12 protein-coding genes and 1 tRNA gene are annotated in these 13,150 nt (G+C 60.1%); 12 read left to right on the top strand and 1 reads right to left on the bottom strand.

Features of this window, described 5'->3' with window-relative positions:
• Positions 1–56 precede the first annotated feature (56 nt).
• On the top strand, positions 57–1,475 hold the full coding sequence (locus QAT43_RS02405; protein ID WP_442900188.1) for a phosphoglucomutase/phosphomannomutase family protein: 1,419 nt from the start codon (positions 57–59) through the stop codon (positions 1,473–1,475).
• Positions 1,476–1,544: 69 nt separating this feature from the next.
• Here the strand turns inward: QAT43_RS02405 and hcp are convergent, their stop codons facing one another.
• Entirely contained in the window at positions 1,545–3,176 is a 1,632-nt protein-coding gene (gene hcp, locus QAT43_RS02400; protein ID WP_442900187.1) for a hydroxylamine reductase, read from the bottom strand.
• Between the two features lie 270 nt (positions 3,177–3,446).
• Here hcp and QAT43_RS02395 point away from each other — a divergent pair, with 270 nt between their 5' ends.
• The 11 genes from QAT43_RS02395 (at position 3,447) to smpB (ending at position 13,091) form a co-directional block, all read left to right on the top strand.
• The gene (locus tag QAT43_RS02395) at positions 3,447–3,932 is read left to right on the top strand and encodes an EVE domain-containing protein (RefSeq protein ID WP_442900186.1); all 486 of its coding nucleotides are present in this window, start codon (positions 3,447–3,449) and stop codon (positions 3,930–3,932) included.
• Complete coding sequence (locus QAT43_RS02390; protein WP_305041433.1) at positions 3,929–6,319, top strand: AsmA family protein; 2,391 nt, start codon at positions 3,929–3,931, stop codon at positions 6,317–6,319. Before QAT43_RS02395 ends, QAT43_RS02390 begins: the two co-directional genes overlap by 4 nt.
• A 30-nt stretch (positions 6,320–6,349) precedes the next feature.
• Complete coding sequence (locus QAT43_RS02385) at positions 6,350–6,856, top strand: ferritin family protein (protein WP_305041432.1); 507 nt, start codon at positions 6,350–6,352, stop codon at positions 6,854–6,856.
• Positions 6,857–6,954: 98 nt separating this feature from the next.
• Complete coding sequence (locus QAT43_RS02380) at positions 6,955–7,470, top strand: ferritin family protein (protein ID WP_305041431.1); 516 nt, start codon at positions 6,955–6,957, stop codon at positions 7,468–7,470.
• A 121-nt stretch (positions 7,471–7,591) separates the two neighbouring features.
• The gene (locus QAT43_RS02375; RefSeq protein ID WP_305041430.1) at positions 7,592–8,473 is read left to right on the top strand and encodes a secretin N-terminal domain-containing protein; all 882 of its coding nucleotides are present in this window, start codon (positions 7,592–7,594) and stop codon (positions 8,471–8,473) included.
• An 81-nt stretch (positions 8,474–8,554) separates the two neighbouring features.
• Positions 8,555–8,628: transfer RNA gene (locus QAT43_RS02370), tRNA-Cys, on the top strand.
• A 72-nt stretch (positions 8,629–8,700) separates the two neighbouring features.
• Positions 8,701–9,522 carry a sulfite exporter TauE/SafE family protein gene (locus tag QAT43_RS02365; protein ID WP_305041429.1) on the top strand — a complete coding sequence of 274 codons (822 nt, stop codon included), beginning with the start codon at positions 8,701–8,703 and terminating at the stop codon, positions 9,520–9,522.
• Positions 9,523–9,536: 14 nt separating this feature from the next.
• Positions 9,537–10,337 (top strand): AmmeMemoRadiSam system protein B, encoded by an 801-nt coding sequence (amrB, locus tag QAT43_RS02360; RefSeq protein ID WP_305041428.1) that lies wholly within the window; start codon positions 9,537–9,539, stop codon positions 10,335–10,337.
• Positions 10,338–10,467: 130 nt separating this feature from the next.
• Positions 10,468–11,868 (top strand): glutamate--tRNA ligase, encoded by a 1,401-nt coding sequence (gltX, locus tag QAT43_RS02355; protein ID WP_305041427.1) that lies wholly within the window; start codon positions 10,468–10,470, stop codon positions 11,866–11,868.
• Positions 11,869–12,169: 301 nt separating this feature from the next.
• The gene (locus QAT43_RS02350) at positions 12,170–12,646 is read left to right on the top strand and encodes a SoxR reducing system RseC family protein (RefSeq protein ID WP_305041426.1); all 477 of its coding nucleotides are present in this window, start codon (positions 12,170–12,172) and stop codon (positions 12,644–12,646) included.
• Positions 12,636–13,091 carry an SsrA-binding protein SmpB gene (gene smpB, locus QAT43_RS02345; RefSeq protein ID WP_305041425.1) on the top strand — a complete coding sequence of 152 codons (456 nt, stop codon included), beginning with the start codon at positions 12,636–12,638 and terminating at the stop codon, positions 13,089–13,091. Before QAT43_RS02350 ends, smpB begins: the two co-directional genes overlap by 11 nt.
• Positions 13,092–13,150: the final 59 nt, after the last annotated feature.

Below are 13,150 nucleotides of genomic sequence, written 5' to 3'. Positions count from 1 at the left end.
GTGACGTGGTATTCTTAAGCGGTGTCCAATCACATCAGAATCAGGAGAGCTATGCCATGGGTCGCATTAAATTCGGAACCTCCGGATGGAGGGGTATTCTCTGCGAGGATTTCATTTTCGACAACGTAAAGGTCGTCACCCAGGCCATCGCCGACCATCTGCGCGCGGTGGGCGAGGCGGAAAAGGGCCTGGTGATCGGCTATGACGCCCGTTTCATGGGAGAGCGCTTTGCCCACGAAGCCGCGCGGGTGCTGGCGGGCGCGGGGATTCCCTCCTTCGTCTGCAACCGGGACACGCCCACCCCGGTCATTGCCTTTGAAATCCTGCGCCGCCAAGCCGCGGGGGGCATCAATTTCACCGCCAGCCACAATCCTCCCGAGTACAACGGCCTGAAATTTTCGCCTTCCTGGGGCGGACCGGCGTTGCCGGAGACCACCTCGGACATCGAGCAGCGCGCCAATGCCATGCTGGGGCAGATCTGTTACAGGGAAATGCCCCTCGATCAGGCGGTGCGCGCCGGGTTGGTGGAAAAAATCGACCCGCGCCCGGCATATTTCGAGGCGATCCGCAAGCTGGTCGATCTTCCGGCGATCGCCAAGGCGGGCCTGGTGGTGGCGGTCAATCCGCTCTATGGCACCGGGCGCGGCTATCTTGATACCCTGCTGCGCGAAGTGGGCGTCAAGGTGGTGTGCATGAACGACCATCGCGATCCCTATTTCGGCGGCATGCCGCCGGAACCCTCCCAGGCGCACATTCCCGATTTCATCAAGCTGGTCGCCAATGACCCGCAAATCCGTCTCGGTCTGGCCACGGACGGCGACGCGGATCGCTACGGCATCGTCGACGGCGACGGCAGCTTCATCGAGCCCAACTATGTGCTGGCGCTGCTCCTCGACTATCTGCTGCGACGCGGCAAGAGAGGCGATGCCGCCCGCTCGGTGGCAACCTCCCATTTCATCGACGCCGTGGCCCGCCATCATGGCGTGAACGTTCTGGAAACGCCCGTCGGTTTCAAGTTCATCGGCGAGTTCATCCGCGACGACAAGATTCTCATCGGCGGCGAGGAGAGTGCCGGTCTGACGGTGCGCGGCCATGTGCCGGACAAGGATGGGATTCTTGCCTGTCTGCTGGTCGCCGAGATGGTGGCGGTGGAAGGCAAGTCGGTGAAGGATCTGCTCTGCGACCTCTATGATCGGGTGGGCGAGTTTTACACCCGCCGCGACAATGTGCATCTCACTCCCGACCTGGAAGCCGCCTTCGCCGGCAAGCTGGCCGCGCCACCGGCCGAGCTGGCGGGCAAGAAGATCGCCCAGGTCGTCACCCTGGACGGCTGCAAGTTCCTGTTTGCCGACGGCACCTGGGTGCTGTTCCGCAAGTCGGGCACCGAACCGGTGGTGCGGGTGTACGGCGAGGCGGGGACCGAGGCCGAGTTGGATCGTCTGATGAAGGCAGCCGCGGTGTTCATCGGGATTTAACCGCGGGAAAGGCGAAAAAAAAGCGCCGGGTTTGCGCCCGGCGCTTTTTTTGTGCACTGTCTTGATCCCTTAGCCGAGGATCGCCTGGATGTCGTCCTGGGCGTTGCCGATGGGCGCGATGTTGAAGTTCTCCACCAGGAAGTTGAGCACGTTGGGCGTGATGAAGGCCGGCAGGCTCGGGCCGATCTTGATGTTCTTGATGCCCAGGTGCAGCAGGGTCAGCAGGATCGCCACCGCCTTCTGCTCGTACCAGGAGAGAATCAGGGACAGGGGCAGGTCGTTGACGCCGCACTCGAAAGCGTCGGCGAGGGCCAGGGCGATCTTGACCGCTGAGTAGGCGTCGTTGCACTGACCGACGTCGAGCAGGCGCGGAATGCCGCCGATGTCGCCGAATTCGAGCTTGTTGAAGCGGTACTTGCCGCAGGCCAGGGTGAGGATCACCGTGTCCGCGGGCAGATTCTCGGCGAATTCGGTGTAATAGTTGCGGCCGCTCTTGGCGCCGTCGCAGCCGCCGATGAGGAAGAAGTGGCGGATGTCACCGGCCTTGACGGCGGAAATCACCTTGTCGGCCACGCCGAGCACCGCGTTGTGGCCGAAACCGACGAGAATTTCCTGGCCGGGATTGTCCTCAAAGCCGGGCAGTTCCTGGGCTTTGCGGATGACGGCGGAGAAATCCCAGCCATCGATGTGCTTGACGTCGGGCCACTGCACCAGACCCCAGGTGAAGAGGCGGTCCTTGTAGTTGTCGGCGGGGCGCTGGATGCAGTTGGTGTTGAAGATGATGGCGCCGGGGAACTGCTGGAATTCCTTGTACTGGTCCTGCCAGGCGCCGCCGAAATTGCCGGCCAGATGGGCGTACTTCTTGAGGCCGGGGTAGCCGTGGGCGGGAATCATCTCGCCGTGGGTGTAGATGTTGATGCCCTTGCCCTCGGTCTGCTTGAGCAGTTCCTCAAGCATCTTGAGGTCGTGACCCGAGACGAGGATGGCCTTGCCCTTCTTCGTCCCCAACTGCACCGGGGTCGGAACCGGATGCCCGTAAGTGTCGGTGTGGGCCTTGTTGAGCAGTTCCATGGTGATGAGGTTGATCTTGCCGCACTCCATGGCCAGACCGACGAAATCCATGAGCCCCAGGCTCTTGTCGAGGGTGGCTGCCAGCGCCTTGTGGGTGAAGGCGTAAATGGCATCGTCCTGGTAGCCGAGGATGTAGGCGTGATCGGCGTACGCGGCGTAACCCTTGATGCCGTAGATGAGGATTTCCTGAACCGATTTGACATCGGCGTCGATGCTTGGGTCCTGGACGCCGTGCCGCTCGCCCTGGCGCACCAGTTCTGCCGTGGTGGCGGCGGGCTGCCAGTCGCTCGCGGCCTCGGGCACCGCACCGGCGTAAGGGGCGCCGTTGGCTTTCTCGAACAGGGTCTGGGCCTGGCGGCGCATCTCGACGCTCTGGCGCACGAACTTGGCCACTTCCTCGGCATCGAAGTCGACGTTGGTCACGGTGGTGAACAGGCCTTCGATCATGAAGCGGTCGATCTTGGCATCCTTGGCGCCTTTCTGGCGGGCCAGATCGCCCCAAAAGGCAACGCCCTTGAGGCTATGGACGAGAAGATCTTGGAGGGCTGCCACGTCGGGTTGCTTGCCGCAGACGCCGACTTTGGTACAACCGGTTCCTTGGGCTGCCTGCTCGCACTGGTAACAAAACATGTTGACCTCCTTGGTCGGTTCGGGGTGAGTGTCGGCTTTTTTCAGGCCGAAGAGTTCGAGGATCTTCTTCACGCTGCTTCTCCTTGCAGGGGTTGACCCGGAATGGCTCGCCAAGGCAGCGCCTTCGGGTATAATCAAACATGTGTCTCGCGTCTCAATCTGGGGCAAGCTTAGGGCTTTACTCGGATTTCGGCTTTGACCGAAGTCAAAAAAAATAAAAATTCCTCAGGAGCTCTGTCCTTGGTTGGCCAAAACCGCCGCTACTGGCTGATGAAATCCGAACCCCAGTGCTTTTCCTTCGAGGATCTGAAGAAGGCCCCGGGACGTACCAATTGCTGGGATGGAGTGCGAAATTTTCAGGCGCGCAATTTCCTGCGCGACGAGGTTCAAATCGGCGACGGCGTGCTCTTCTATCACAGCAATATTTCTGAACCGGCCATCGTGGGGTTGGCGAAGGTCGTGCGCGCCGGTTATCCGGATCATACGGCCCTGGATCCGCGCGCGGAGCATTTTGACCCGCGCGCCGGCGATGCAAATCCTATCTGGTACATGGTCGATGTCGCCTATGCCGGAGATCTGGCCCGGCCGCTGACCCGGGACGACCTGCGGCGGCATCCGGTGTTGGCGGGCATGGATGTGCTGAGAAAAGGCAATCGTCTGTCCGTGCAGCCCGTTACCGAAACCCAATGGTTCGCGGTTCTGGAGGTCGGTGGCGCACTAGACCCGTTCGCGGAAGAACAAAGGGGGAAGACATGAGCAAGCTGGTTAAGGTTGGTGCGATTGGCGTCGGCGTGCTTCTGGTTTTGGTGGTGGCGCTGGCCATTCTCGCCAAGGTGTTGATCACTCCGGAGCGGGTGCGCGCCACGGTCCAGCCCCTGGCCGAGAAAGCCCTGGGTCGGGAGGTGCTGCTGGGGGACATCGAGGCCCGTTTTTTCTCGGGAATCGTCCTGCATGATCTGTCGATCAAGGAAAAGGCGGGGGAGGACCTCTTCGTCAGCGCCGATCAGGTGGTGCTGCGCTATCAGTTCTGGCCGTTGCTGTTTTTGCAGGTGGTGGTGGATGAAGTACGGTTGGAACAGCCGCGCATCCGCGTGGTGAGGCTGGCGGACGGCAGTTTCAATTTCAGCGATCTGCTCAAGGACAAGGAGTATGGCGCCGCGGGCGCCGCGCCCGTCGAGCCTGAGAGTTCCGCCACGGCGCCGCCCATCAATCTGACCGTCGCCAAGGTGCGGCTGGTCGGCGGAGAATTGCTCTTCATCGACCAGCAGATGAATCCCCAGGCGCCCTTGCGCTATCAGATCAGCCAATTGCAGGTCGCGGCGGATGACATCGCCCTCGATAAAGCCTTTCCCTTTGAACTGGCCTGTCGCATCAACGAGGCGCCCCTGTCCCTGGCGGGTCAAGTCGACCTTCAGCGGCAAAGCGGTCAGGCACGCATCAATCTTAAGGATTTTGATGCCGTGGCTTTTTTGCCCTACTTCCGCGAGCAGCTTCCCGGGCGCCTCGGCAGTCTCAAGGTCGATCTGGACGTGCAGGCCGAGGGTAGCGCGGATGCGGTTCTCTCCAAGGGCAAGATTTCCCTGAGGGATCTCAATCTGACCCTCGATGCCCTGGCCGATGCGCCCCTGCGTGGCGCCAACCTGGCCCTCGATTATGATCTTCATGCCGATCTCAAGGCCTCAGCCCTGCGCTTGAACAGCAGCCGCCTTGATTTCAACGGGATTATCGCCGAGGCGGCCGGGGGCGTCGATCGCTATGCCACCGAGCCGACTTTGGCCCTGGATGTGCGGGTGCCGCCCCTCGATCTGCGCAAGGCCCTTGCCGCCTTGCCGCAAGAGCTGGTCAAGGATGCCGCGGCCTTTGACCCGGCCGGTTCCGTCGAGGTTGCGGCAAGGCTGGAGGGGGCCGCCGACCAGGGGGCGGCGCTGCTGAAAAACGCCGAGCTGCGCCTGCAGGGTGTCGAGGCCAACGCCGGCCAACTGCGTCCCGCCCTGAATGGCCTGCTCAAGCTGCAAGGCGATCAACTCGCTTCCCAGGATCTGTCGGTGCGCGCCGGCGACAATCGCGCCCAGGTGGATCTCAAGGCGAGCAATCTGTTCGGCAAGCCCATCAGGGTCAGCAGCCAGGTGGTTTCCGAGCGATTCGACCTCGATGCGCTCCTGAAAACGGGCGCCGCTCCCGTTGCCGCGGGATCGGGTGGCGCGGGTGCCACGCAACAGACCAACGAGGAACTGGGGCCCTTCGACATCCCCTTGAACGCCGAAGGAACGGTCAAGATCGCCCAAACCCTTTACCAGGGGATGAATGTCAGCGATTTTGATCTGGCCTATCGGTTGGTCAACAACGTGCTGACGGTGGAAAAAATGACCGGCCGGGTGGTCGGAGGCTCCTTCAACCAGACCGCGCGGGTCGATCTCGGGCGCAAGGGTCTTGACTACCAGAGCAAGATCAATCTGCAGGCTCTCCAGGCCGACCCCTTCGTCACGGCTTTCTGGCCCAAGGCGGCCGGCACCCTGTTCGGCAACCTCAACCTCGATCTCGACCTCAGCGGGCGCGGCACCCTGGCCGATTCGATCAAGCAGAACCTTACCGGTCGCGGCGTCCTCAATCTGGTCGATGGTCGCGTCACCGGCGCTGGGCTGGCACAGGGTCTCGCGGATTTCCTCAATCTTGAGGACTTGCGCGTCCTGCGTTTCAGTCGCCTGCGCGGCACCCTGACCCTGGAGCAGGGGCGCATGCGTTTGGACAGCGAATTCTCCGGCAACGAGGTGCGCATGAAGCCGCAAGGCGTCGTCGGGCTGGATGGTTCATTGGATCTTGCCCTGAACGCAAGCCTTGCGCCTGCGCTCATGCAGAAACTTGACCAGCGCGGTCAGTTCACCCGTTTTCTCAAGGATCAGGAGGGGTGGGGCCAACTGCCCCTCAAGGTGACCGGTAATTATGATCAGCCGCGCTTTGCCATGGATACGGCGGGCGTGCGTCAGCAGGTCGGGGAAAAGGCCGTGGAAAAAGCCAGGGAAGAAATTCAGAAACGGGTCATCGACCGGATCGCGCCGCCTCCGCCGGAGGGTCAGCCGGAGGGCGAGGCGGATCCCAAGCGTAAATTGCTCGATGATGCGGTGCGCGGACTTTTTGGACGTTGAACAGCTAATTTTTGATGAGGAGTCGATTGCATGCCGGGTTTTGAGGAATTTAGTGGATTTGAAGTGATTCGCGCCGCCATGGAGGTGGAAAAAAACGGACATCGTTTCTATTCGACCGTCGCCGCGCGGGCGAAAAGTCCCCTTGCGCGCGAGCTTTTCTCCTGGCTTGCCCAGGATGAGGTGCAGCACCTGCGGACGCTGGAAGACCTGGTGCCCAAATATCAGGAGGGATCGTTCTGGGAGGACGAGGAACAGTTTCTGCCCTACCTGCGGCGCTTCGCCGACAAGGAGATCTTTCCCTCCGCCGAACGCCTTGAGCAGGTGTTGCGGGAGCCGCAAAGCGATTTGCGGGCCTTGGACCTGGCCATCGAGGCGGAGGAAAATTTCGCGGAATATTTTCATCGCGCCGCGGGCGCCGCGCGCACCAGCGATGGGCGCGAAGCCTTCGCCTGGCTGGCCGCCGAGGAGGACCGCCATGCCGCTGTCCTTAAGGAGCGCAAGGCCCAGTTGGAAAAAAGCTCCACCCCCCGAGGCTAATGCCCCGTGGGGATTTTTCAAAAGACCGGGGCAATCTTGACAGTCACCCTGCCGCAGTTAAAATTCTTATAAAATATCCTTGCTTGGGAGGTCAGAAGATGAATGTTTTTGATTTTGCGATGAAAATGGAAACCGACGCGGAAGCTTACTACAAACAACTCGCCGAGCAGACCAACGTCGAGGGCATCAGAAACATATTTCTTGACCTGGCCGCCGACGAAAAAAAACACTTTCAGATTTTTGAGGCGATGAAGGCGCGCACCGGCGCCACCTCCATGGAAGAGAGCAAGGCCCTCGACAATGCCCGCAACGCTTTCGAGAAACTGCTCAAGGGCAAGCCCGCCGCCGGATCCATCAAGGGCGATCTGCAGGCCTACGAGCATGCCATGAAGATGGAAGCCGAAGGTGCCCGGGTCTATGAAGAAGCCTTGGCGAAGGAGTCCAATCCCGAGGTGCAAAATCTCCTCAAGCGGGTCATCGCGGAAGAGCAGAAGCACTTCAATATCATTCGCAACGTTTATGATTTCGTGAATGCCCCCAACGAGTACCTGGAATGGGCCGAATTCAGCAACCTGGAGGAATTCCGCAACTTCGGCCGCGACGTCGGGGCTTGAGGCCGCCGGTTTTTTGGGCCTTGAACAGTGTGGCGGGGTGGACCTTTGCAGGTTCACCCCGTTTTCATTCATCGGATCAGGTCAAGGGTTTGCTCGTCTAACCCCGTGACAAGAGGCTGATATGCGCAAGTTCCTTCGTGGCGCTTTTATTGTGTTGTTTCTCGTGCTGCTGTGGCCGGTCTCGGTCCCCGCGGCGGTCAAGACGGTTGAATTGCGCCACGCCAGTGCCGAGCAGTTGTTGCCGGTGGTGCGCGACCTGCTCGGCCCCGAAGTGCGGGTGAGCGGCCTGAACAACGTTCTGATTGCCCGGGGTTCGGCCACGGAATTGGCCGATTTCGAGAGCATCGTGCGCCAACTCGATGTGCCGCGACAGTTGTTGCGCATTACCGTGCGCCAGGAAGTCAATCGTGCCGAAAGCGGCACGCGGTTTGACGCCTCGGGGCGCATCAGGGCGGGCGATGCGCGGATTGAGGCCGGAGAGATCTCGCGCGACCAAGCTCAGGTTGTCATCGGCAGTGACGGCGAGATTGAGATCGGCGCGGTGCGGCGCCTTGGCACGGCGCGCGATGCGCGGGATCAATTTGTCCTCGTCCTTGACGGCGAGGAGGCGCGCATTACCGTCGGGGAAGCCTTGCCCTACACCCGGGAGATGGCGGTGCTGGCTGATCGTTACGGCGCCCGGGGGTATGCGCAGTCCGTTGATTTTCAGGAAGTGGCCACGGGATTCGCGGTGCGTCCGCTCTTGCAGGGAGAGCAGGTGCTGCTCGAAGTGACGCCGTTTTTGCAGGATTTTTCCGGATCGCCCCATCCCGCTGTCGGCGGAGCGCGGGCTTTGACCTTTCAGCAGGCCGCGACCAGGATGCTGGTGCCCTTGGGGGTCTGGTTCGATCTGGGGGGACATTTGCAGTCCGCCGGGGAGGTCGGCCGCTCCTTCGTCAGCTGGCGTACGCGCCAGGAGGACGCCCGCCGGCAAATTCTGGTCAGAATCGATGCCGAGCGCTGAGGTTTCCGTGGGCATGACCCGCGGGTTTTATGCCTTGACACTCGGGCAAGTGATCTGATATTCATACGCCTCATCAAGTTCGGCCCCGTCGCCAAGTGGTAAGGCAGAGGTCTGCAAAACCTCCATCACCAGTTCAAATCTGGTCGGGGCCTCCATCAGAAAAAAAGCCGGCATTTTGCCGGCTTTTTTATTTCCGCCCGGGTCGTTTTTCGCCTAGACTGCCGACCATGGCCCTTCTTTCCCCCCCGATCATCGGTCTTTTTCTCCTTCTCGGCGCCTCGGCGGGCTTGGTGGCCGGGTTATTCGGCATCGGCGGCGGCGTGATCCTCGTGCCCCTGTTTCTCTGGGCCTTCGGGGTTGCCGGGTTTCCTCCCGACCTGATCGTGCACATCGCCTTCGGTACCAGTTTGGCGATCATTGTTCCGACCTCCCTGAGCGCGGCCTTTGGCCATCGCAAGCGCGGCAACGTGCACCCGCGGCAGGTGGTCTTTCTGGCCGCGGGTGCCCTGGTCGGCGCCGTGCTCGGTGCCTGGCTGGCCCACCGCTTGCCCGGAGGTGTTCTCAAGCCCCTCTTCGGGCTCATGCAGATCGGCGTCGGCCTCAAAATGTTTCTCTTTCGTCCTCATCTGCCGCCCGAGGAACGGGGCAGGATCCCTCGCTGGAAACTGCTTGCCGTCGGCGGCATCGGCGGTGGGTTCTCCGCGTTCTTCGGCATCGGCGGCGGCGTGGTGACGGTGCCCCTACTGGTCATCGTCCTGGGCTTGCCGATACATTTGGCGCTTGGCAACTCCAGCGCCCTGATCGTGATTTCTTCTCTTGGCGCGACGCTCTCTTATATCTATCTCGGCTGGAACCTGCCTGATCTGCCGCCCTACTGCCTGGGCTACGTCAATGTGCTGGTCGCGGCGATTGTCTCCCCCATGACGATCCTTTTCGCCCGTCTGGGCGTGCGGCTTGCCTCGCGCACGCGCAATGATAGACTCATGAAAGTTTTCGCCGTATTTCTGCTTGTTATCGGCCTGCGCATGGTTTCTGGTTTCTGGCTTTAATGGGAGGTCTGTCCATGGATCGTGAACCAGTCGTTGCCGGGCAATTTTATCCGGCGGACAAGGAAAAATTGAGGGCGTTGGTCGCCGGTTTCGTGCCTCCGGGGGAGCGGCGCAAGGCCATTGGGGTGATGTCTCCCCACGCCGGCTACGTCTATTCCGGTTCCGTTGCCGGAAGAACCTTTGCCCAGGTCGAGGTGCCCGAGCGCGTCCTGATTCTGGGGCCCAATCATCAGGGGTTGGGGCATCGGGCGGCGCTCTATCCCGCGGGAGCCTGGCGGACACCGCTTGGCCGCGTTGCCGTGGATGCGGTTCTTTCGCAGAAATTGCTTGAAAAATGCCCCCGGCTTGCCGAGGATGCCCTGGCCCATCGGCTGGAACATTCCCTGGAGGTGCAGGTGCCGTTCCTGCAATATCTCAATCCGCAATTGCGCATTGCCGCGATTTGCCTGGGGAGGTTGGGCTTGAGCGAATTGCTCGCCTTGGGCCGCAGCATCGGCGAATGTCTGCATGGCGCCGGGGAGGAGATCCTTGTTGTCGCCAGTACCGACATGACTCACTACGAATCGGCCGAGCGGGCCCGAGTCAAGGACATGGCCGCCATCGAGAGGATTCTGGCCCTGGATCCGGAGGGACTTTATCAGGTGGTCAGTTCGCGCAACATCAGCATGTGCGGGGTGTTGCCGACGGTGGTGATGCTTGAGGCGTGCCGCCACCGGGGAGCGACCAGCGCCTGTCTTGTCCAGTACACCAACAGCGGCGAGGTCAGCGGCGATGACCGGCAGGTGGTCGGCTATGCCGGGGTGGTGGTGAGTTAGGCAGCGCGTGCGGGGCGCCATTTCCAGATAATCCTTGGCAATTCTGAGGTTTTACAGTATATAGAGCGGGGTCGCCGCATTGTGGGCGACCCCTTTTTTTGGAAAGTCAGCACCTCAATAGGAGCCAATCATGGAGAATCTGCGAGTTCGTTTCGCGCCGAGCCCGACGGGCTATCTGCACATCGGCGGCGCACGTACCGCACTGTTCAATTATCTCGTCGCACGCAAGGTCAGGGGCACATTTGTCCTGCGCATCGAGGATACCGACGTGGCGCGTTCCACCCAGGAATCCGTCGATGCCATCCTCCAGGCCATGGAGTGGTTGGGGCTAAGCTATGACGAGGGGCCTTATTATCAATCGCAGCGTGGCGAGCTCTATCGGGCAAAGATCGACCAGCTGCTGGCCGCCGGGCGGGCCTACCGGTGCTATTGCACGGCGGAAGAACTTGAGGAGAAGCGGCACAACGCCCAGGCCGAAGGACGCAAGCCCAAATACGATGGAACCTGCCGCGGGCTTGCGGCTCCCCCGGCCGACAAGCCCTACGTGGTGCGCTTTTTGGCTCCGGAAGAGGGGGAAACCACCTTCGTCGATCGCATCAAGGGCGCGATCACCTTTCGCAACGAGGAGCTCGACGACCTCATCATTCAGCGCAGCGACGGCACGCCCACCTACAATTTCGTGGTGGTGGTGGACGATGCGACCATGGGCATCAATCTTGTGATTCGCGGCGATGATCACATCAACAACACCCCGCGCCAGATTCAGCTCTACCAGGCCCTCGGCTGCCAGGTGCCGCAATTTGCCCATGTGCCCATGATTCTGGGTGCCGACAAGACGCGGCTGTCGAAGCGACATGGCGCCACCTCGGTCATGGCCTATAAGGATCTGGGTTATCTGCCCGAGGCCATGGTGAATTACCTGGTGCGTCTCGGCTGGTCTCACGGAGATCAGGAAATTTTCTCCATGGATGAGTTGGTGGAGAAATTTTCCCTGGAGAATGTTGGCAAGTCCGCCGGGGTCTTCAATCCCGGCAAGTTACTCTGGCTCAACGAGCATTACATCAAGACCGGCGACCCCGTGCGTCTCGGTCGATGTCTCGCGGAATTTCTCGCACAAAAAGGGCTCGATCCCCAGGGCGGGCCGGATTTGCCCGACGTGGTGCGCACCCTGCAGGACCGCGCCAAGACACTGATCGAAATGGCCGAAGGAGCGGCATTCTATTACACCAAGGAGTTGGAATTCGACGGCAAGGCGGTTGCCAAGTTTCTCACGGAAGACAAGATCGTGCTCATCAAGGAACTGATCGCCGGCTTGGAGGATCTCGAGACCTGGAACGTGGAAACCATCGGGGCCGTATTCCATAAAATTCTGGCGGACCATGAGCTCAAACTGCCGGCCATCGCTCAGCCGGTGCGCGTCGCCCTGACGGGCGGCACCACCAGCCCCAGTATTTTTGATGTGGTCGCGGTCCTGGGGCGAGAAACGACCCTCAAACGTCTTGGCGAGGTTTTGCCCCTGTGTGGCGCCTGAAGCTTATCCACAGCGTCTGTGGATAAGTGTTGGGAAAAATCCGGCACGGCAGCGCCCAACCCTTTGAAATCGCCCCCTGCTGGCATATTGCCTAAAAAATGGACTTCTTAAAATCCTATTTAATTCAATATGTTAGGCAAAAGTGTCGACACTTTGAGGGGTTGCGGATGTCAACCGAAAAATGCGCTTAAAAAAAAGATTTTTTACCTGAAATTGTTCAAAGGTTGTTGGCGGATGCCTGGCCAGGGTTTGTGGTTGGAGAGAAATCCTGGATTTTTCTGGAATATCGGTAGCCGATAAGATGATTGAGGAAACTGGAACCATCGTCGAGCTCAAGGGAAAGCAGGTCGCGGTGGTGCTGTGCAAAAAAAGCAGTTTCTGCAAGCACTGCGCGTCCATGGAAGCCTGTCAGATCGGCAACGACAACAGCTCACGCCTGATCGAGGTGCACAACTTTATCGGCGCGCAAATCGGCGATGAGGTCAAAATCGCTACCAGCACCCGCAGTTTTTTGCAAAGCTCCTTTGTTTTGTATCTGGTGCCGGTAATGTTTCTGGTGCTGGGCGCGTCCTTGGGGCAGCTTATCGGGGAGCGGCTGCACAACGGTCCGGATCCCAACTTGCTTGCGGCCTTGGTCGGGGTTGGCTTTCTGGTCGGTGGCCTTCTTTGCATTAAAGTGGGAACCAAATCGATCAAGTCGGAAGATTTCATGCCTCGCATCACCGAAGTCCTGACCTCGGCAGAGGCTTTCAGCAAAGACATGGGACATGGGAATTAAAATTATCGCCACCAATAAAAAGGCCTATCACGAGTACTTCATCGATGAGGTGTTCGAAGCGGGATTGGTGCTCACCGGCACGGAAGTTAAATCCCTACGCCTGGGCAAGGTCAATCTCAAGGAGGCCTTCTGCCGCATCAAGGGCGGCGAGGTGTTTATCAACAACATGAACATCAGCCCCTACGAACAAGGCAACCGGGAAAACCATGATCCCACCCGGGAGCGCAAGCTTTTGCTGCACCGAGAGGAAATCGTCAAGCTTGCGCGCAAGGTCGATGAACGTGGCCTGACTTTGGTGCCGACCAAAATCTATTTCAAGGAAAGCCGCGCCAAGCTTGAAATCGGCGTGGGACGCGGCAAGAAACTGCACGACAAGCGCGAAACCCTCAAGGAAAAACAACACAGCCGTGAAACCGCTCGCGCCCTGCGCGACCACTCGAAATAATTGCATCAAATTGTTATGATTTATCCCTTGCAAATAAGGTCGGAATGGGCTAATAGATG

The organism is Geoalkalibacter sp. (genome assembly GCF_030604225.1).
GTDB lineage: Bacteria > Desulfobacterota > Desulfuromonadia > Desulfuromonadales > Geoalkalibacteraceae > Geoalkalibacter.
Note: the sequence above shows the minus strand (reverse complement) of the source record. Positions and strands in the feature narration are given on the sequence as shown.

Bases quoted from the DNA above. Each gene is read 5' to 3' on its own strand.
- QAT43_RS02405 (WP_442900188.1), top strand. From the start codon at position 57: ATGGGTCGCATTAAATTCGGAACCTCCGGATGGAGGGGTATTCTCTGC.
- hcp (WP_442900187.1), bottom strand. From the start codon at position 3,176: ATGTTTTGTTACCAGTGCGAGCAGGCAGCCCAAGGAACCGGTTGTACC.
- QAT43_RS02395 (WP_442900186.1), top strand. From the start codon at position 3,447: ATGAAATCCGAACCCCAGTGCTTTTCCTTCGAGGATCTGAAGAAGGCC.
- QAT43_RS02390 (WP_305041433.1), top strand. From the start codon at position 3,929: ATGAGCAAGCTGGTTAAGGTTGGTGCGATTGGCGTCGGCGTGCTTCTG.
- QAT43_RS02385 (WP_305041432.1), top strand. From the start codon at position 6,350: ATGCCGGGTTTTGAGGAATTTAGTGGATTTGAAGTGATTCGCGCCGCC.
- QAT43_RS02380 (WP_305041431.1), top strand. From the start codon at position 6,955: ATGAATGTTTTTGATTTTGCGATGAAAATGGAAACCGACGCGGAAGCT.
- QAT43_RS02375 (WP_305041430.1), top strand. From the start codon at position 7,592: ATGCGCAAGTTCCTTCGTGGCGCTTTTATTGTGTTGTTTCTCGTGCTG.
- QAT43_RS02365 (WP_305041429.1), top strand. From the start codon at position 8,701: ATGGCCCTTCTTTCCCCCCCGATCATCGGTCTTTTTCTCCTTCTCGGC.
- amrB (WP_305041428.1), top strand. From the start codon at position 9,537: ATGGATCGTGAACCAGTCGTTGCCGGGCAATTTTATCCGGCGGACAAG.
- gltX (WP_305041427.1), top strand. From the start codon at position 10,468: ATGGAGAATCTGCGAGTTCGTTTCGCGCCGAGCCCGACGGGCTATCTG.
- QAT43_RS02350 (WP_305041426.1), top strand. From the start codon at position 12,170: ATGATTGAGGAAACTGGAACCATCGTCGAGCTCAAGGGAAAGCAGGTC.
- smpB (WP_305041425.1), top strand. From the start codon at position 12,636: ATGGGAATTAAAATTATCGCCACCAATAAAAAGGCCTATCACGAGTAC.